The organism is Kistimonas ophiarachnellae (genome assembly GCF_057552235.1).
In genome coordinates this window covers 44,093-64,524 of record NZ_BAAJPA010000018.1, presented here as the reverse complement: position 1 = coordinate 64,524, position 20,432 = coordinate 44,093, and the positions used below count along the sequence as shown (strand labels likewise).

Sequence of the window (20,432 nt, the reverse complement as noted above, 5' to 3'; positions counted from 1 at the left end):
CCGCAGGGACTGCGGTTTCGGCGTCGGAGCATGGCAGACAGGGCTGCGCTGTTTCCTCGTATCAACGAGTCTCTGCTTGCCACACGGAGTGTGTAATGAGCATCATTATTGACCGCCGCCTCAACGGCAAGAACAAGAGCACGGTAAACCGTCAGCGGTTTATGCGGCGGTATAAAAAACATATCAAGAAGGCGGTATCGGATGCGGTGAACAAACGCAGCATCACCGATGTCGAAAGCGGCAGCGATATCTCCATTTCCCAGAAGGATCTGTCGGAACCCATTTTTCATCATGGTCAGGGTGGCATGCACCGCAGCATTCATCCCGGCAACAAGGATTTCATCAAGGGCGACCGAATCAAGCGACCCAATGGTGGCAGCGGTCGTGGCGGCGGTGCTGGTCAGGCCAGTAACCAGGGCGATGGTATGGATGAGTTCACCTTCCATATCAATCACGATGAATTTCTGGAATTCATGTTCGATGACCTGGAACTACCTAACCTGTCTGAAAAACAGCTGTCTGACATGGTGGAATTCAAAACCCGTCAGGCTGGTTTTGTAACGGCAGGGCCGCCGGATAGACTCAATATTGTCCGTTCTCTGCGCAGTGCCCATGCTCGCCGAATTGCACTTTCGGGTGGTACACGTCGGGATATCCGCCAGATGAAACGTGAATTGCGGGAAATGGAAGTCCAGCCCGACGATTACGATGAAGAACGGGCCAATTTCCTCCGTGAAGAGATCAAGCGACTGAATGGCAAACTGAAGCGTCTGCCGTTTATTGATGATATTGATCTGCGCTATAACAATTTCGTCAAAGTGCCCCAGCCTTCCAGCAAGGCGGTGATGTTCTGTGTGATGGATGTTTCAGGTTCCATGACACAGGAAATCAAGGATATGGCGAAGCGCTTCTTCATCCTGCTTTATCTGTTCCTGCAGCGGAATTACAAGCGGATTGAAGTAGTGTTTATCCGGCATCACACCGCCGCCAAGGAAGTGGATGAAGAGGATTTCTTCTATTCCCGTGAAACCGGTGGAACCATTGTTTCCAGCGCCCTGGAACTGACCCGGGACACTATCCGCAAGCGTTATTCGCCGACAGATTGGAATATCTACGTTGCCCAGGCGTCTGATGGGGATAACTGGGAAGGCGATTCCTCAGTCTGCACCAAAATCCTGGCCAATGAGCTGATGCCGCTGGTGCAGTATTTCTCCTATGTGGAGATCACCGACCGTCAGCACCAGAACCTGTGGCGTGAATACGAAACCATCCAGGACCAGTTCCGGGATTCCTTTGCCATGCAGCAGATCAAGTCCGCCAGTGATATCTATCCGGTATTCCGGCGCCTGTTTGAGAAGAAGGAAGCGTAATGGGTAAGAAAAAAAAACCGCTGTCCACGGAATCGGAATGGACCTTTGATCTGATCGAGGAGTATGACCGTGAGATAGCCCGGATCGCGGACAAGTTCCGGCTGGACACCTATCCCAACCAGATTGAAGTCATCAGTTCGGAGCAGATGCTGGATGCCTATGCCTCTGTTGGCATGCCACTGATGTACAGCCACTGGTCATTTGGTAAGCACTTCCTGAGCAACCAGCAAAGTTATGAGCGTGGCCGGATGGGACTGGCCTATGAAATCGTCATTAACTCCAATCCCTGTATCGCCTACCTGATGGAAGAAAACACCATCACCATGCAGGCACTGGTAATTGCCCATGCCTGTTATGGCCATAATTCTTTCTTCAAGGGGAATTACCTTTTCCAGACATGGACGGATGCCGAATCGATCATTGATTACCTGTTGTTTGCCAAGAACTACGTCAATCAGTGTGAAGAGAAATACGGTATCGATGCGGTTGAAGATGTACTGGACGCCTGCCATGCCCTGATGAATCAAGGCGTTAACCGGTACAAGCGACCACGCCCGATTTCCGCGGAAGAGGAAAAGTCCCGTCAGGAAGAACGGGCAGAATATATCCAGCGTACCCTGAACGATATCTGGTCCACGATTCCGCAGCAGGAAACGGAAGTTGAAGAGAAAGAGACACGTTTCCCGGAGCATCCCGAAGAAAACATTCTCTATTTCCTGGAAAAGAATGCACCGCTACTGGAAACCTGGCAACGTGAACTGCTCCGGATCGTTCGCAAGATGGCGCAATATTATTATCCCCAGCGCCAGACCCAGGTCATGAATGAAGGTTGGGCGACTTTCTGGCATTACACCATCATGCATGAACTGTACAACGAAGGTCTGGTAACGGAAGGCTTCATCATGGAGTTCCTGCATTCCCACTCCAACGTTATCTTCCAGCCCGATTTTGATGACCCCCGTTACTCGGGCATTAATCCCTATACGCTTGGCTTCAAGATGTTTATGGATATTCGCCGGATCTGCGAAGATCCTACTGATGAAGACCGCGAATGGTTCCCGGATATTGCCGGTTCCGACTGGCTGGAAACCCTGCACTTCGCCATGCGTAACTTCAAGGATGAAAGCTTTATCCAGCAGTATCTCTCGCCGCGAGTGATCCGTGAATTACGGCTGTTTTCCATTATGGATAATGAGAAGAAAGCCTATATGGAAGTGGATGCTATCCACGATGAGCCCGGCTATCGTGAAATTCGGGAAGCGCTGGCTGCTCAGTACAATCTGGGCAACCGCGAGCCCAATATTCAGGTCTACAATGTCAATGTCAAAGGAGACCGGGCGCTAACCATTCGTCACTACATGCACCAGGGGCGCCCGCTGGGTGAAACCACCGAAGAAATTCTTCGTCATGTGCACAAACTGTGGGGCTTTGATGTTCGGCTGGAATCGGTGGATGAAGAAGATCAGGTCAAGCGGACAGTCAGTTGTCCGCGGAAGCCGGGGAAAGACAGCTCTAACGCGATGATAGAGCTTACCTGATACCCATACTGTTCATGTTATACAGCAATAAACACCGCCATAGTGAATCAGGCGGTGTTTTTTTATGTGAGATGTACTATGGTTTGGTAAATTTTTCCGGATAGTGGAGTAGCGACGTTGATTGTTGGCTCCTGTCCGGCAACTGTCTGAATGCTGATCACATTATGATAAAAACAGATCGGGAGAGCACATGAGTATGGGTATCGATCCTTCTTGGTATAAAGGTCTATTACAGCTGTCAGCTTGGGAAGTGGTGGGTGCCACGCTGATTCTCACGCATATAACAATCCTCGGTGTCACACTCTATTTGCACCGTTTCAGCGCCCACAATGCGATTGACCTCCATCCGGTCATCCAGCATTTCTTTCGTTTCTGGTTATGGCTAACTACGGGTATGAATACCAAAGAATGGACGGCTATCCACCGTAAGCACCATGCGGTTTGTGAAACGGCGGATGATCCACACAGCCCGGTAGTCAGAGGCTTGAATGAAGTGCTTTGGCGGGGCTCAGAACTGTATCGTGCCGAAGCCAGGAATGAAGAAACCCTGCGTCGTTTTGGTCAGCGTTGCCCGGAAGACTGGATTGAGCGGAATGTTTACAGCCGGTTCTCCAGCCTTGGAATTACCCTGATGTTTATTGTTGATGTCGCCCTGTTTGGCGTGATTGGGATTACGGTCTGGGCGATACAGATGATCTGGATTCCTATCTTTGCTGCCGGTGTGATCAACGGTGTTGGCCATTATTTCGGTTATCGTAACTTTGAGTGCAAAGATAACGCCCGCAATCTTGTTCCCTGGGGCTTTCTGATCGGTGGCGAAGAACTGCATAACAATCACCACACCTATCCTAACTCTGCGAAGTTTTCCGTCCGCTTTTGGGAATTTGATATAGGCTGGCTCTGGATTCGTGCCTTGAAAGTTGTCGGTTTGGCCAAAGTGAAATTTACCCGTCCGTTGGTTTACCGGGATATCACCAAAAAGGAAATAGACCACGATACGATCCTGGCAGTGATCAACAACCGCTTCCAGATCATGGACAACTACCGTCGTACGGTCATCGCGCCTCTGGTCAAGAATGAACTGGCCAAGACGGAAGGCAAGAAAAAACAGATGTTGCGTCGTGCTAAAAAGCTGTTGTCTCGTGAGAATGCCTTGCTCAAACCTGATCATGTTGAGCGCCTCAATACGATTGTTGAGTCCAGCCATGCGTTGAAAGTGATTTATGAGAAGCGTCTGGCGCTGCAGGCTATCTGGCAGACATTTAAAGACAAGAATGATCGTCTGGAAGCGCTCCGTGAGTGGTGCCGCCAGGCGGAAGCCAGTGGTATCCGCTCACTACAGGAATTTGCCATGCAGTTACGTACGTATACCCTGCCCCAGATGGCTTGATCTTATGGCAGTCTCTGCGTTGTTCGCAGGGACTGTTTTCCCCTTCTGCCTGCCTTGATCCATCATCGAAAACGATGATCTGTTGATATCCATCAAATCCTCATCAAAGTCGACAATTTACCCTGCCAGCGATAATTGACAGTGGTAGCTGTGGGGGCAGTAGGTGTGGATTGTCTGATGAAAGCCTGGCGCGAAAATGAAAAGGATTTACATGGCTGGTTGCTGAAACAGACGGGTGACAGTGAGCAAGCCCAGGACTTGCTGCAGGATGTCTTTTTGAAATCGCTCAGAAATAAGGAGCGTTTTTGCTCACTGGAGCATGCCAGAAGCTGGTTCTTCACCATTACACGCAATACCTTGATTGACGCTGTCAGGAAACCGCATCCTGAAACCATGCCGTTTATTGATCAGGTTCAGCAGGTATCCGATACACCGCTGCTGCTTGAACTGCAATCCTGCATGATGCGCGTGCTGAGTGAACTGGACGACAAAGACCGGGATGCGATTGAACGGTGCGATATTCAGAAAATGTCACAGGAGGATTATGCCTGTTCAGTTGGCTTATCACTCCCCGCTGCGAAATCGCGATTACAGCGTGCGCGACAAAAGCTACGGACTCAGATGATCCAAAAATGTCAGATCCAGTTTGATGAAACTGGTGTCTGTGATTTCACACCCAGACACCGCACCTAACAGTTCAAAAAAATAGCTAAAAAAAGATGCATCTTTTTGCCGCTGGCTTCGTGTTTAGAGAAGACAAGACTCTAGCGGAGACCTTCCATGTTGCATTGGTTTACCCGGTTGGCGGATTGGGTGACATATTCGCTGCTTCAGCTAACCCCTGATACACCGCTGGCCAATGGGGTTCATTTCTTTATCGAAGATACTGCCAAGATACTGGTTCTGTTGACGGTGCTGATCTATGCCATCGCGATTGTCCGCGCGGGACTGAATCCGGAGCGGGTTCGTTATTATCTTCAGGGGCGGAGACGTTTCCCCGGTTATCTGATGGGTTCGGTTTTTGGTGCGGTGACACCGTTCTGCTCCTGCAGCTCGATTCCCCTGTTCATGGGGTTTGTCTCGGCACGTATCCCGCTGGGCGTGACGATGGCGTTTCTATTGACCTCGCCAATGATCAATGAAATTGCCATTGTCTTGCTGACGTCGTTACTCGGTATTCGTTTTACCGTTATCTACGTCGCGATCGGTATGACGCTGGGTATTGTGGGCGGTTTCCTGATGGATCGTATCAAGGCAGAACGTTGGTTAGTTCCCTTCCTGGCAAAGCAATATCAAAACCAGGGAAACTCAGCGGCCATTGATTATCAGGCCCAGGTGATGACCCTGAAAGACCGTCATGAATTTGCCGTGCAGGAAACACGTACCGTTGTCGGCAGAATCTGGAAATGGGTGTTTATCGGGGTCGGGATAGGCGCTTTCATTCATGGCTTTATTCCGGAAACCTGGTTCCAGACCTATCTCGGCGCTGGCCAGTGGTGGACCGTTCCCCTGGCATCTCTTGCGGGCATACCGCTGTATGTCAATGCGACGTCGGTGATTCCTGTTATGGGTAGTCTGCTGGCTAAAAGTGTGCCGCTGGGAACCACGCTGGCGTTCTGCATGAGTGCGGTTGCGGTCAGCCTGCCGGAGTTCATGATGTTGAAACAAGTAATGCAGTACCGGTTGCTGCTGATGATTGCGGCGTATCTGCTGGTGGCTTTCTGTCTGGTGGGCTGGCTGTTTAACGCCGTGAGTTTTTTGTAATCAATGCGATTTAAATCAACACATAAAGAGGCAATGTAATGAAGGATATAAACGTCTATGGCTCCGGATGCCGGAATTGTGTGATTACGGCTGAACGGGTTGAACAGGTGGCGCAACAGCTGGATATGACCATTCGATTAAATAAGGTCACTGATTTGGAGGCCATTATGAGTGCCGGCGTGGTCAGTACGCCTGCGGTGTCCATTGATGGTCGGCTGGTGCACTCCGGTTCTGTGCCGACACCGGAAAAACTCACAGAGTTCCTGAGCCAATGACAGTATTCTGACCCAAAATACGATCAAGACGACTGCTGCCTGACAGGGGCGTATTTCCTGCGAAAACCTTCAGGTAGTATGTCCGTCTATTTACTCTGGAAGATGCCTGATATGGAACAACTGCGCGACCACATTCAACAGTGGGCGCAGGCTGAGGGTTTGGAAACCCTGGTGGATACCGTCGGTAACCTGATCATTCGCAAACCGGCGACAGCGGGTATGGAAGATCGCAAGGGCGTGATCCTGCAGGCGCATCTGGATATGGTGCCGCAGTGTAATGCGGACAAACAGCATGTGTTTGAGCAGGATCCGATCACCACGATTATTGATGGCGAATGGGTTCGCGCCGATGGCACTACCCTGGGTGCCGATAACGGTATTGGCATGGCGTCTGCCCTGGCGGTGCTGGCTGCCAACGATATTCCTCACGGCCCCCTGGAAGTACTGCTGACCATCAATGAAGAAGCCGGCATGACCGGTGCTTTCGGTTTACAGGCGGGCTTGCTGAAAGGTGACATCCTCATCAATACCGACTCGGAAGAGGAAGGCGACGTCTACATGGGATGTGCTGGCGGTGTGGATGTTCAGGTGAACCGCAGGATTGGACGTCAGCCGTTGCCTGCCGGTTATCAGTCCTTTGAACTGACGCTGTCAGGATTAAAAGGTGGTCACTCTGGCTGCGATATCCACCTGGGACGTGGTAATGCGAACAAACTGCTGGCCCGTTTTCTGTTTGGTCATGCAGAAGAACTGGAACTGTGTGTCGCAGATATTCGTGGCGGCAGCCTGCGCAACGCGATTCCCCGTGAAGCGGGTGCAACCATTGCTGTGTCTGCAGCGAATGTCGATGCGCTGAAAGCCCTGGTGGATCGCTATCGTGGGATTCTGTCGTCTGAATTGGCGGCTACAGAACCAACGCTTAAGCTTGAGCTGTCACCGGCAGATGCTCCGGCTCAGGTCTTCACCACAGCAGATCAACGAACACTGTTGGCGATGATGCACGCCGCACCTAATGGCGTGATCCGGATGAGTGATGCCTTCCCCGGTGTTGTGGAAACTTCGACCAATATGGGGGTGGTGAAAACGGCTGACGAGCAGGTGGAAATCCTGTTCCTGGTACGCTCCACCATTGATTCCGGTCGTAACATGGTGGAGAACATGCTGCGGGCGCTGGCATTCACCGCCGGTGCGGACATGGAAGCTTCCGGTGCTTATCCCGGCTGGAAACCCGATGCGACCTCACCGGTCATGCAGATAGTGCGAGATGTTTACCAGGAAAAATTCGGCAAACTGCCGTCTATCCAGGTCATTCACGCAGGGCTTGAGTGTGGCTTGTTCAAGGAACCTTATCCGTCACTGGATATGGTATCGATAGGCCCAACCATCCGCTTCCCGCATTCTCCGGATGAGAAAGTGGACATCGCTTCTGTGGGCCGCTACTGGGAACTGCTGGTGGCTGTGCTGGGTGCGATACCTGCCAGAAACGCCTGAAACGGATACCCGTTTCTACACCGCGGCAGAGATTCCTCTGCCGCACTCACATCAAGAAATTACCCTTTTATTGATCATTATCGGGGTTTGGTGAAACAATTCTGTCACACAATAGAAAAATAATGTTCGAACAAGAACGAATGTAAACATGATCCTGGGGGATTTTATGCGTAAACCAGCCCGTAAGTTTCTGGCCGCAGCCGGTGCAGGCCTGCTTGCCTGCAGTCTGACAGTATCGGCACAGGCCGAGGAATTACGACTCCTGACGTGGGGAGGTTATGCGCCCCAGGAAGTGATTGACCTGTTTGAAAAAGAAACCGGTATTGACGTCAAAGTCACAGTATCAAACAACGAGGACATGATCTCGAAGTTGCGCGCAACCCGTGGTGCGGGCTTTGATCTGGCGCAGCCGAGCCAGGATCGTATCCTGGGCGCCCAGAAGAACTACCGTATCTACAAGCCGATGGATATGAGCAAGATTGATACGAGCCGGTTCATTCCTTCCATGCTGAAAGCCTCTGAAGCCAGTGCAACGATTGGTGATGATGTATATGCGGTGCCGCATATCTGGGGCACCAGCGGTCTGATTGTGAATCAAAGCACCGGTCAACAGGAGTACAGTTTCAATGACCTGTGCTCTGATGACTATGCGGGCAAAGTCTCCTACCGCCTGAAGCGTCCGACCCTGATCGGTTTTGCCTTTGCCATGGGAGAAGACCCCTTTGCGGCGTATGACGACCAGAAGAAATACGAAGCCATTCTTGGCAAAGTGCAGGACAAGCTGATCGCGTGTAAGGGCAATGTTAAAGCCTACTGGTCCGGTGGTGATGCCCTGATCAACCTGCTGCGCAGCGGCGAAGTCACCATGGCAATGGGCTGGGATGCCGGTGGCTGGAAGCTTAACCAGGAAAACGACAGGATTAACTTTGTCGCGCCGACATCCGGTGCGTTGGGTTGGATCGATACATTTGTATTGCCTGCCAAGGGACGTAATGACGAAGCCGCCTATAAATGGATTAACTTCGTAATGCGCCCGGATATTGCTGCGAAAATTACCACATCTGCCGGTAACTTCACTGCTGCTGTAGGTGCTGAAGAGTACGTGGATGCCGGGTTGCGTCGCAGTTACCAGCAGAGTTTCGACCAGGCCGCCCTGGATAATATCAAGTGGTATCCGCCGGTACCGGCCGGTCTTGAAACCATCGAGGGGAAAGTACTGGATCGCGTAAAAGCGGCGCAGTAACCCTGATCGGGAGGCGGGCTTCCCTGCCTGCTTCCCCCATGCATCTGGTTCTATCTCATCAGTAACAGCAGGATCTACCCATGCCCCCAGAGTTTGATCTCGAATGTCGGGATGTCTGTAAGTCATTCGGTGATTTTCAGGCTGTCAGGGACGTGTCGTTTGCGATTCCCCGTGGTGCTTTCTTTTCCATTCTTGGTCCTTCCGGTTGCGGTAAAACGACACTGTTGAGAATGCTGGCGGGTTTTCTGGAACCCGGCGCCGGAGCCATTGATATCAAGGGGCGCTCCATGCTGGGCGTTCCTCCCAATAAACGACCGGTCAATATGGTGTTCCAGCATCTGGCGCTGTTCCCGATGATGAACGTATACGAGAACATCGCCTACGGTCTCCGGCGTCGTAAAACGCCGAAAGATGAGATTCAGCGACGGGTCGAAGATGCACTGGAGCGTATTGGCTTACCCGGCATTGGTAGTAAGGCTATCAGTCAATTGTCGGGTGGTCAGAAACAGCGTATTGCCATTGCCCGCTGCCTGGTGCTGGAACCGGATGTATTGCTGCTGGATGAGCCGCTGGGCGCGCTGGACCTGAAGCTGCGGGAGCATATGAAGGTTGAGCTCAAGAAACTGCAGCAGGCGTTTGGCACGACCTTCGTTTACATCACCCATGACCAGTCGGAAGCCATGGTGATGTCAGACCAGGTGGCGGTCATGAACCAGGGACGTTTTGAGCAGATCGGTACGCCGCAGGAACTTTATTACCATCCAAAAACGGCGTTCGTCGCTGGATTTGTCGGTGAAAGTAATCGCTTCCAGGGCGTGGTTGAGGCCGTTACCGGTAATACCATCAAGGTTAAAACGGAATGTGGTCAGCTGTTTCAGGCACAGGCCGCCAACGGCATGCCGATGGATGTCGGCAATCCCGTGTCAGTTTTTGTACGGCCCGAAATCATCCATCTGGGCAAAACCGATAACAAGACGGCAGATAACCAGGTGTCAGGCGTCGTTGAAAATATTCTGTTTGATGGTGGTAACAGCCGATTACTGGTGCGCGATGCGGATACAGGTTCTGAACTTCAGGTCGTGTTGCCACAGACACACGAGTTCACAGGTATTCAGCGAGGTGATCAGTTATACCTGAGCTGGAATGCCGAACAGTGTCATTGCTTTGCAGGTTCTGGGGATGCCACGATTTCCGTACCGAAACCCGTTCAGGCACAAGCCACTGAGGCGGACGTATGATCAGAATGACTGGAAGCCGGCTGACGCTTTACCTGTTGATGATGCCTTTGCTGTTAACGCTTGGGTTACTGATACTGTTTCCCCATCTGGACATGATCAGTATCTCCCTGCGGGAACAGATCAGCTACGGTGAATACCGTTTTACCACTGACCACTATATGGAGTTCTTTACTGAACCCCTGTACTGGCGAACCTTCCTCCGCACGGCGGTCATGTCGATCATGGCGACAGCCATCACGCTGGTGATTGCTTTCCCTATTGCCTGGTATATCGCCAAACTGGCCCGGGGGCGTTCCCGTAACCTGATGTTCCTGGCTTGTCTGATCCCCTTCTGGGTCAGTGAGCTGGTGCGCACCTATGGCTGGATGATTCTGTTACGGGAAACCGGCGTCGTCAGTAATATGCTGCAGTGGATGGGACTGGTCGATGGCCCCATTGAACTGTTGTACAACGATGTGACGGTGATGATGGGACTGGTTTACAGCTCCATGCTGTTCATGGTCGTTCCGCTGATCACCACGCTGGATGGACTGGACGACAGCCTGGTTGAAGCAGCCTATGACCTGGGTGGCAACGGTTTTCATGCGTTGAAAGAGGTCATCATTCCTTACGCCATGCCGGGCATCGTCTCGGGCTGTATCGTGGTGTTCATGCTGACGTTGGGTAACTACCTGACACCAACACTGTTGGGCGGTAAGGATAGCCTGTGGTTTACCGATCAGATCTTCACACAGTTTATTACCCGCTTTAACTGGGAACAGGGCTCGGCATTCGGTGTCCTGCTGCTGGTGCTTTCCTCGCTGATTGTCTGGCTTGGCCTGAAACTTAGCGGACAGTCATTCCGGGATACCATGGGTAAGTGAGGAGCCGACCATGATTGCATCCATTCCCCAGAGTCTGGCGTTTCGCAAAACCTATGCGGCGTATGTCAGTCTGTTCTTTTTGTTCCTGATCGCACCGTTGGTGGTTGTGGCGGTCTTTTCATTTAACGACAGCCTGTTTCCTTCGCTGCCCTGGCAAGGATTTACGCTGGACTGGTTCCTGTCAGAAGGCGGTGGACGTACAGGCCTTTTTCATGACGACAAGTTACTGGGCAGTATCGGTATCAGTATGGTTGTTGCGGTTTGTGTGGCCCTGTTATCGGTGCTGGTGGCGTTGTCCAATGCCTTTCTGTTTGAACGGAATGAATTTCCCGGAAAACAGCTTCTCTATACGTTGATGTTGATTCCTCTGGTGATTCCCGGCGTTATTCTCGGTATTTCTGTACTGGTCTTCAGCAGTAATATCGCCAATGGCGCAGAGGATCTTTGGGGTTGGGATCTGAACTTTCTCCGTCCCGGGCTGCTGTTGATTGTATTAGGACAGTTCTCGTTTATTTCGACAATTTGTACGCTGATTATCTCTGCCCGGTTGCGTAAGTTTGATCGGGCGCTGGAAGAAGCCGCACTGAACCTTGGCGCCAGCCGTTTTGATGTGCTGTGGACTATAACGTTGCCTTGGTTGCGCCCAGCGTTGATTGGCGCTGCCATTGTTGCCTTCCTGATGTCATTTGAAAACTTTAATACGACGCTGGTGCTGGTTGGCAGTGATGCGCCCCTGACTATCACCATGTTCGACCGGATGCGGGAAGGTTCCACACCGGTACTGAATGCGGTATCGCTGTTGTTGATGGTGGCATCGGGTGGTCTGGCGCTGTTAAGTGTCTTTGTGCAGAGACCTGGGCCGCGCTGACGCCGACACCCTGAACCGGAACAGATGCAGACAGGGGACTTTGCAGGAAGTCAGTATTGCTTGCGCAATCGCATCTCTTGAAACCCTTGTCCGGCGAAGCTTGTCGGCTGCACTGGGCGTGTGCGCAAACGGCCAGGTCATGGGTTCTGACTCCAACAGCAATATCTGATTCAAATAGAGCCCGGATCAAGTGTCATCAACTATATTCATCGGACGCTATTATCAGAGCGTTCGATGAGTGATGCATAAAGGTACGACTGCAGGTTGGGGCAATGTTGTTGCTGTCCGGTGTCTGGCGTTTGCCCTGTTACTCTTGCCCAGGACACTTATTCCTTATGGGTATTGTTCATCGGGTGCTTCGGGCATTGATACCGACAATTACTCCTCGGGAATTTATACCGACAGCATTGTTTCTTATGGTGCTGGTAACACGGTCACGCTGTCAGGCAGTATGACGATGAATTACGACTCTGACCTTCGTGGTTCCGCAGCCTTCTTTGCGGACAAGCGGGGCTATATTACCGGTGCGGTGGATGATCTGACGATTAACCTGCTCAAATCGTATATGGGGGGCATACGTACCCGTGATGGGGGGGAAGTGATGCTCACGGGGCCGGTCACGATTAAGGGGCGGGGTGATAAGGTCGAGGGGCTGTCTTCCCTGATCGGCGAGGGTATCCATATCAACGGGCCTGTCACAATCGATGTAAAGGGGTATTTCTCCCAGGCGATCGGTTCCCTGCCGGGAGCAGTCACGATTGATGGACCATTGTTCGTGACGGCAGAAGGCGGCTATGCCCAGGGACTTTTTGTCAGGCACATCACCAAGCCTGGCGTAGTGACGCTCAATGGTGTGACGGATATCCGGGTGTCGGGACCGGAGGCCGCGGGCATCAGTGGCTGGAACAGTATCGTATATATTCATAACGCGCTGACTCTTACAGCCAGTGATGACGCGTGTGCGATACAGACCCTGAGTTCATCCCAGTATCTGTTGCCCCCTTCCACGATCACGCCGGTGGCTGATGATCCTGATATGCCCATGGCCTTGACAACTCGCAGCAGCATCCATTCGTCACAGCCCAATCCGCAGGTCATCAACATTAATGGCAAGATCAGTATCCAGGGCGAATACAACCAGCTGATCCTGGATCTGGACAGTGGATCGCATATCAACAGTGAGTTTGTGGAAGCTTCCAGCAAGGGCGTATTCCGGCTGCATTTTCATAAGCCGGACGCCAGGTGGACAACCGGTCACGGCTCCACCCTCGGCGGTGGCGGTAAGCTGATGCTGGATTTCGTCAATGGGGGCGTATGGGCATTACCGCTGTCAGATGTGAACCGGGTAGGCAGTGGCTTGCCGATAGCGCCCCTGACCATTGAACGTGATGGCAATTTTGTGATTCAGGGGCATGGAACCCTGTTAGGTCATGTGAATACCCTGATGGAGGAAGGTGAGCAGGCCACTTACCTGTTAGTGAAAAAGGATATTACTGACAGCCCGTTAGCATTGAACCTCGCCCAACTCACGGCCGTAACCGATCAGGACAACTACTCACTTGCCTTAAAACAGCAGAACGAGGGAAGTGACGGGTATCTGTATGGCATCCTGACACACCATGCGCCATTACCTGAACCGGTCATTGACCCGACGCTTTCCAATGTCGCATTAACGCGCAGGCTGCCTGTGGCGATGATTGATCAGAACCTGGCATCCCTGCTATTGGCGGGCATAACCCGGGCTGGTGCGTGTCACAACCCGCGTCGCGCTATGGGTGTTGATACTGTTCCGGATTGTGGCAATGCCGCAGATTCAGACGTTGCCCCCTGGCTACTGCCTTTTTATGTGCACACACGAGCCAAAGACCTGGATATTGATGGCGTACAGGCAGGTTACAAAGCCAATATCCGTGGGCTGGCGATCGGATTCATACATGAATGGGGTCATGGACGCTGGGGACTGGGTTTTTGGAATGGCAATGGCGACATGGATGCCCGGGGAGATGCCCGGCCTGCTACAAGTCATGCCGATTATCGGGGAGGTTCGCTGTTTGGCAATCTCTTCCTGGAAAACGTGCAGGCGTCAGCGGCGTTGATTCTTCTGCACTCTGATCACCGGTTGCACCAATACGGTGGGGTAGCCAGCCTGAAATCGGAGAGCGAAATCGACATATTGGGCGGGCAGGCAGGTTTGTCTCTACCCGTGGATTTGGCAATGTGGAGATTGACGCCGGGTGTTGGTCTGTCCTACTGGCATACCCGTCAACACGGCGCCGAGGTTATCGATCAGCAATCGGGGCAGGTCTATGGCAATGGCAGCAGTACACAGACCTACTGGCAGCTACCGTTGAGTCTGTCCGTCAGTTCTGTTGATCCGTTCACGACGCGCCACCCTGAGGTTGCCGTGATGCCGGACATCCGACTCCGTTTTGTACCATCATGGGGGGATCGGGATTTGCCGGTCACTGTGTGGCGCAACGATCAGCCGGCATTCAGGCTCAGGCAGTCAGGTGTTCGCAGAGATTGGTACAGTGTTGAAGCCGATATCGGCCTGCGGGTCGTTAGTAAGGCAGTTAACAGTACGGTGCGCTATGGTGTGAGTGCGTCCAGACACACGCTTTCGCAGCAGATAAGCGGTGAATTTTCCTGGACTTTTTAACGGCGTGGGCAAGAAGTTTGTCACTTCCCGTAGCGATCAGGTCGTTTCTTCACTGTCACGCGGTTTCGATCGTTTGCCGGTTTCTGGTGAATACTCGCGCGTTTCCCCTTCGGTATTTTCGCTACCGTTATATTCAGAGAACTCAGTCATTGTCGTTAGATAGTCAGTGGCAGCCTCAAGTAGAGAGATTCGAATTTCAGAGAGTTCTTTTTTCATTCGTGCAATTAAAACTGATCGGTTGATAGGGTCAGGGTCTGGATCATTCTTGCTCACCGGTGCTCTCCGGTTTTACTGTTTGAGAGAGTGTCCATAGTTCACGATTCACAGGCTCAATGCTATGACAAGGGAGTCTGAAGGGCTGACCAAAACGGTGAAGTTTCTGTGACCTTCCCGTTGTGCTGTCAGAGAGAATCAAGGGTGATTTGAATGCTGTTCGTGTGCAGCGTATGACGTCAGGGAAAAACGACGGAAAAGAAAATACCGGTTTTTTGCGATGAGATGAATTGGCGGGAAAGTACCAGAAAAAAGATTATTTTCAGGATGAAGTCGTCAGCAGAATATGCTTTCAGCGGCTGTGATGTTTGTCACAATTTTCCCAGTATCCCACAGAAAAACCTGAAGAAACAGACTGTTTTTCCGAGGGTGTTTTCCCTAACCTTGAAAGTGACATCGAATAACAATAACCAGCGATGTCGGTGAAAAAACAAAACGGTATGCCATGGAAGAGGGGACGGTGAAGCCCAACCATGGCGTGAAACTGACGGTCGGGGACAGCGCGGGAAGGATTGTTTACAAGTTTGGAGTGGGGCTGGATGCACGCCCGGCACGTCGTACACATCCGGTTTATAAAAACCAGAGATTCATTCAGGAAAGACGGGTGGTGAGTATGTCAATATTCCAACATTTCCAGGATCGTTATGACTCCACGGCTCAGGAAGAGATGAGCCTGCAGGAGTATCTGGAACTCTGTAAGAACGACCCCGGAGCTTACGCCAGTGCAGCGGAACGCATGCTGATGGCCATTGGGGAGCCGGAGCTGGTAGATACCTCCCGCGACCCGCGTTTAAGTCGTATTTTTTCCAACAAGATCATCAAGCGCTACAAGGCGTTTGAAGAATTCTACGGCATGGAAGAGGCGATCGAGCAGATCGTGTCCTACTTCCGTCATGCCGCCCAGGGTCTGGAAGAGAAGAAACAGATTCTTTATCTCTTAGGCCCCGTTGGTGGTGGTAAATCCTCCCTGGCAGAACGCCTGAAGCAGCTGATGCAGCAGGTGCCTTTCTATGCCATCAAGGGTTCTCCCGTATTTGAATCCCCGCTTGGGCTGTTTGACTCAGCCGAAGACGGCACCATTCTGAAAGAAGAATATGGTATTCCCGGCCGTTATCTCCGACACATCATGTCGCCCTGGGCTGTTAAGCGTTTGCACGAATACGGCGGTGATATCACCAAGTTCCGTGTCGTTAAACTGTATCCGAGCATCCTGAACCAGGTGGCGGTTGCCAAGACTGAGCCCGGTGATGAAAACAACCAGGATATCTCCAGCCTTGTGGGTAAAGTCGATATCCGTCAGCTGGAAGAGTACTCCCAGGACGATCCGGATGCATACAGCTTCTCCGGCGCATTGTGCCGTGCCAACCAGGGCATGATGGAATTCGTCGAGATGTTCAAGGCCCCGATCAAGGTCCTGCACCCACTGCTGACAGCAACCCAGGAAGGTAACTACAACAGTACCGAAGGTCTGGGTGCGATTCCGTTCGAAGGTATCCTGCTGGCTCACTCCAACGAGTCAGAATGGCAAACCTTCCGTAACAACAAGACCAACGAAGCCTTCATTGACCGTGTGAATATCGTCAAGGTGCCTTACTGCCTGCGGGTTGATGAAGAGATCCGAATCTACGAAAAACTGCTTGAGCACAGCTCGCTGCGCGAAGCCCCCTGTGCGCCGGATACCCTGCGCATGCTCGCCCAGTTCATCGTGCTGTCCCGTATCAAGGAGCCGGATAACTCCAACGTCTTCTCCAAGATGCGGATTTACGACGGTGAAAGCCTGAAGGATACCGATCCGAACGCCAAGTCCCTGCAGGAGTACAAGGACGTGGCCGGTGTCGACGAGGGTATGGATGGTTTGTCCACCCGTTTTGCCTTCAAGATCCTGTCCAAGGTGTTCAACTTTGACCCGAGTGAAGTGGCGGCCAACCCGGTTCACCTGCTCTACGTGGTCGAGCAGCAGATCGAGCAGGCGCAGTTCCCGCAGGAAGCTTCCGAGCGTTATGTCCGCTTCCTGAAGGAATTCATTGCACCCAAGTACATCGAGTTCCTGGGCAAGGAAATTCAGACCGCGTACCTGGAGTCCTACTCCGAGTATGGTCAGAACATCTTTGACCGTTACATCACCTATGCGGACTTCTGGATCCAGGATCAGGAATACCGTGATCCGGATACCGGCCACATCCTCGACCGCTCTTCTCTCAACGATGAGCTGGAGAAGATCGAGAAGCCGGCAGGTATCGCCAACCCGAAAGACTTCCGTAACGAGGTGGTGAACTTCGTGCTGCGCGCCCGCGCCAACAATGAAGGCAAGAACCCGAGCTGGCTCAGCTACGAGAAGATGCGTTCGGTCATTGAGAAGAAGATGTTCTCCAATACCGAAGACCTGCTGCCGGTGATCTCCTTCAACGCGAAGGGTAGCCAGGACGAGCAGCGCAAGCACAACGACTTCGTGTCACGGATGATGGAACACGGGTATACCGAGAAGCAGGTCCGCCTGCTCTGTGAATGGTATATCCGCGTGCGTAAGTCCCAGTAATGCCTGACACGTGACGTGGGACGACGAGCGTCTCACGTCACCGTGTTACCGCATTCTATCTACTTCGCACGGGGCCGTATTATGACCAGTATCGTTATCGACCGGCGCCTGAACAGCAAAGGCAAAAGCACGGTGAACCGTGAGCGTTTCATGCGTCGCTATCGCCGCCATATACGCCGCGCTGTGAATGACGCCGTTAACAACCGCTCTATCACGGATACCGAGAGCGGCGAAAAAATCAGTATTTCCAACAAGGATCTGTCTGAGCCGTTTTTTCATCACGGCCAGGGTGGACACCGGGAACAGGTACACCCCGGCAACAAGGAATTTGATACCGGCGACCGTTTCAAGCGACCGGACAAGCAGGGGGGGAGCGCTTCCGGCGACGGCGACGCCAGCGATGGCGGCGGCGGTATGGATGATTTCGAATTCCAGATCAACCGGGATGAATTCCTTGAATTCCTGTTTGATGACCTCGAACTGCCCAACATGGTCCGCAAGGATCTGAAGGACAGTAATGAATTCCAGACCCGTCGGGCCGGCTTTACCAGTGCAGGTTCGCCAGACCGGCTGAACGTTGTGCGTTCTCTGCGTAGCGCCCATGCCCGCCGGATTGCCCTGGGCGGCAAAGAGCGTCGTGAGATTCGCGCCCTCAAGCGTGAACTGCGCGAGATGGAGGTCAGTCCCGAGGGGACTGATGAAGCGCGCGCCAAAGAACTGCGTGAACGTATCGCGGCGTTGAATGGCAAGCTCAAGCGGCTGCCGTTCATTGATGACTTCGACCTGAAGTTCAACAACCTGATCCGGGTGCCCATGCCGTCGAGCAAGGCGGTGATGTTCTGCGTCATGGACGTCTCTGGCTCCATGACCCGCGACATCAAGGATATGGCGAAGAAGTTTTTCTTCCTGCTGTATATGTTCCTGCAGAAGAACTACAAGGCGGTGGATGTCGTCTTTATCCGCCACCATGCCGAAGCCCGGGAATGTGATGAACATGATTTCTTCTATGCTCGTGAAACCGGCGGTACCGTTGTGTCATCGGCGTTGTCGCTGACCAGCGAGATCATTGAAGAACGTTACAACCCGAAAGACTGGAACATCTACGTGGCCCAGGCCTCAGACGGTGACAACTGGGAGGCGGATACGCCCAAGTGCACCAAACTGATCCGCGAGAAATTGTTGCCGCTGGTCCAGTATTTCGCCTATATCGAGATCACGGACCGCCACCACCAGAACCTGTGGCATGAATACCGGTCAGTGGAAAGCGAATATGAAGGCCAGTTTGCCATGTCCCATATTCGTTCGGCGAAAGACATCTACCCGGTATTCCGTGAGCTGTTCGAGAAGCGGGAGGCTACCGCATGAGAAAAGAACCTCTCTCGACCGGTCCCGAGTGGACCTTTGAGTTACTCGACAAATACGACAAGGAAATTGCCCGTATTGCCGAAGGCTACAAGCTGGACACCTATCCGAACCAGATCGAGGTGATCCGCTCGGAGCAGATGCTGGACGCGTATGCGTCCACTGGCATGCCGCTGATGTACAGCCACTGGTCCTACGGAAAACATTTCCTCAGTAACCAGGCCAACTACCAGCGTGGCCAGATGGGCTTGGCGTATGAGATTGTCATTAACTCCAACCCTTGTATCTCCTACCTGATGGAGGAGAACTCCATGACCATGCAGGCGCTGGTTATCGCCCATGCCTGCTATGGCCATAACTCCTTCTTCAAGGGGAACTACCTGTTCAAAACCTGGACGGATGCCGATTCCATCATTGACTACCTGCTGTTCGCCAAGCGCTATATTTCCGAGTGCGAAGAGCGTTACGGTATTGATGCGGTCGAAGATTTGCTCGACGCCTGTCATGCGCTGCAGAGCCACGGCGTCAATCGTTACAAGCGACCGCGGCCGTTGTCTGCAGAAGAAGAAAAGAACCGTCAGAAGGATAGGGAAGTCTATATCCAGCAGACACTGAACGATATCTGGTCCACTATTCCGAAAACGTTCCGTGAGGAGAAAAAACAAGAGGAACGGTTCCCGGAGCATCCGGAAGAGAACATCCTCTATTTCATTGAGAAACACTCACCGTTGCTGGAAACCTGGCAGCGAGAGATCATCCGCATCGTGCGCAAGCTGGGGCAGTACTTCTATCCCCAGAAGCAGACCAAGGTCATGAATGAGGGCTGGGCAACGTTCTGGCACTACAACATCATGAATGACCTGTACAACGAAGGCTTGATCACGGAAGGCTCCATCATGGAGTTCCTGAAGTCGCACACCAACGTCGTGTTCCAACCGGGGTATGACAGTCCGTACTACAGCGGCATCAACCCGTACGCGCTGGGTTTCGCGATGTTCCAGGATATCCGTCGTATCTGCCAGAACCCGACCGAGGAAGATCGCCAGTGGTTCCCGGATTTTGCCGGCAGCGACAACTGGCTGGAAATCGTCCATTACGCGATGCAGAACTTCAAGGATGAAAGTTTCATCCTCCAGTACCTGTCGCCGAAGGTGATGCGGGATCTGCGTTTGTTCTCCATTACGGATAATGATACCAACCCTTACCTGGAGGTCGGTGCGATCCATAACGAGCCAGGCTACCGGCAGCTGCGGGAAACCCTGGCGGCCCAATATAACCTGGGCAACATCGAGCCCAACATCCAGGTCTACAACGTGGATGTGAAGGGTGACCGTTCCATGCAATTACGGCATTTCATGCATAACCGCCAGCCGCTGGACCAGCGCAGTACCCGGGACGTGGTCAAACACGTGCAGTCTCTCTGGGGTTTTGATGTGAAGCTGGAATCCGTCGACGGTGACGAAATCCTCGCCACCTACCCGCAACCGGAGTCAGATTCGCATAAAGCGGCCTGATTCAGTCGGGATTTGAGGTTTTTGCCGGGCTTGTCCCGGCTTTTTTGT

General features: G+C 52.6%; 16 protein-coding genes. 15 read left to right on the top strand and 1 reads right to left on the bottom strand.

Annotated elements, in window-relative coordinates:
* Positions 1-95: 95 nt before the first annotated feature.
* The 12 genes from AC27K1_RS19105 to AC27K1_RS19050 all read left to right on the top strand — a co-directional run bounded on the left by AC27K1_RS19105 (position 96) and on the right by AC27K1_RS19050 (position 14,699).
* The gene (locus AC27K1_RS19105; protein WP_487152394.1) at positions 96-1,370 is read left to right on the top strand and encodes a YeaH/YhbH family protein; all 1,275 of its coding nucleotides are present in this window, start codon (positions 96-98) and stop codon (positions 1,368-1,370) included.
* Positions 1,370-2,908 carry a SpoVR family protein gene (locus AC27K1_RS19100; protein WP_487152393.1) on the top strand — a complete coding sequence of 513 codons (1,539 nt, stop codon included), beginning with the start codon at positions 1,370-1,372 and terminating at the stop codon, positions 2,906-2,908. Before AC27K1_RS19105 ends, AC27K1_RS19100 begins: the two co-directional genes overlap by 1 nt.
* 190 nt (positions 2,909-3,098) lie before the next feature.
* Complete coding sequence (locus AC27K1_RS19095; protein ID WP_487152392.1) at positions 3,099-4,298, top strand: DesA family fatty acid desaturase; 1,200 nt, start codon at positions 3,099-3,101, stop codon at positions 4,296-4,298.
* A 177-nt stretch (positions 4,299-4,475) separates the two neighbouring features.
* A complete protein-coding gene (locus AC27K1_RS19090) occupies positions 4,476-4,991 on the top strand; it encodes a sigma-70 family RNA polymerase sigma factor (protein WP_487152391.1) in 516 nt (171 codons plus the stop codon).
* An 87-nt stretch (positions 4,992-5,078) separates the two neighbouring features.
* Positions 5,079-6,062 (top strand): permease, encoded by a 984-nt coding sequence (locus AC27K1_RS19085; RefSeq protein ID WP_487152390.1) that lies wholly within the window; start codon positions 5,079-5,081, stop codon positions 6,060-6,062.
* Positions 6,063-6,100: 38 nt separating this feature from the next.
* A complete protein-coding gene (locus tag AC27K1_RS19080) occupies positions 6,101-6,337 on the top strand; it encodes a thioredoxin family protein (protein WP_487152389.1) in 237 nt (78 codons plus the stop codon).
* Positions 6,338-6,448: 111 nt separating this feature from the next.
* Complete coding sequence (locus AC27K1_RS19075) at positions 6,449-7,828, top strand: aminoacyl-histidine dipeptidase (protein ID WP_487152388.1); 1,380 nt, start codon at positions 6,449-6,451, stop codon at positions 7,826-7,828.
* A gap of 166 nt (positions 7,829-7,994) precedes the next feature.
* On the top strand, positions 7,995-9,071 hold the full coding sequence (locus AC27K1_RS19070) for an extracellular solute-binding protein (protein WP_487152387.1): 1,077 nt from the start codon (positions 7,995-7,997) through the stop codon (positions 9,069-9,071).
* Between the two features lie 80 nt (positions 9,072-9,151).
* On the top strand, positions 9,152-10,309 hold the full coding sequence (locus AC27K1_RS19065) for an ABC transporter ATP-binding protein (RefSeq protein WP_487152386.1): 1,158 nt from the start codon (positions 9,152-9,154) through the stop codon (positions 10,307-10,309).
* Positions 10,306-11,172 (top strand): ABC transporter permease, encoded by an 867-nt coding sequence (locus AC27K1_RS19060; protein WP_487152385.1) that lies wholly within the window; start codon positions 10,306-10,308, stop codon positions 11,170-11,172. The genes AC27K1_RS19065 and AC27K1_RS19060 overlap by 4 nt, the downstream gene beginning before the upstream one ends.
* A 10-nt stretch (positions 11,173-11,182) precedes the next feature.
* On the top strand, positions 11,183-12,040 hold the full coding sequence (locus tag AC27K1_RS19055) for an ABC transporter permease (protein ID WP_487152384.1): 858 nt from the start codon (positions 11,183-11,185) through the stop codon (positions 12,038-12,040).
* 241 nt (positions 12,041-12,281) lie between these two features.
* Entirely contained in the window at positions 12,282-14,699 is a 2,418-nt protein-coding gene (locus AC27K1_RS19050; RefSeq protein ID WP_487152383.1) for an autotransporter outer membrane beta-barrel domain-containing protein, read from the top strand.
* A gap of 36 nt (positions 14,700-14,735) precedes the next feature.
* Here AC27K1_RS19050 and AC27K1_RS19045 read toward each other — a convergent pair whose 3' ends face one another.
* The gene (locus AC27K1_RS19045; RefSeq protein ID WP_487152382.1) at positions 14,736-14,972 is read right to left on the bottom strand and encodes a hypothetical protein; all 237 of its coding nucleotides are present in this window, start codon (positions 14,970-14,972) and stop codon (positions 14,736-14,738) included.
* A gap of 613 nt (positions 14,973-15,585) precedes the next feature.
* Between AC27K1_RS19045 and AC27K1_RS19040 the strand changes: the two genes are divergently transcribed.
* The 3 genes from AC27K1_RS19040 to AC27K1_RS19030 all read left to right on the top strand — a co-directional run bounded on the left by AC27K1_RS19040 (position 15,586) and on the right by AC27K1_RS19030 (position 20,384).
* Positions 15,586-17,508: a PrkA family serine protein kinase gene (locus tag AC27K1_RS19040; protein WP_487152415.1), complete on the top strand. Its 1,923-nt coding sequence runs from the start codon at positions 15,586-15,588 to the stop codon at positions 17,506-17,508.
* Between the two features lie 81 nt (positions 17,509-17,589).
* Positions 17,590-18,873: a YeaH/YhbH family protein gene (locus AC27K1_RS19035; protein WP_487152381.1), complete on the top strand. Its 1,284-nt coding sequence runs from the start codon at positions 17,590-17,592 to the stop codon at positions 18,871-18,873.
* Complete coding sequence (locus tag AC27K1_RS19030; RefSeq protein WP_487152380.1) at positions 18,870-20,384, top strand: SpoVR family protein; 1,515 nt, start codon at positions 18,870-18,872, stop codon at positions 20,382-20,384. The genes AC27K1_RS19035 and AC27K1_RS19030 overlap by 4 nt, the downstream gene beginning before the upstream one ends.
* Positions 20,385-20,432 lie beyond the last annotated feature (48 nt).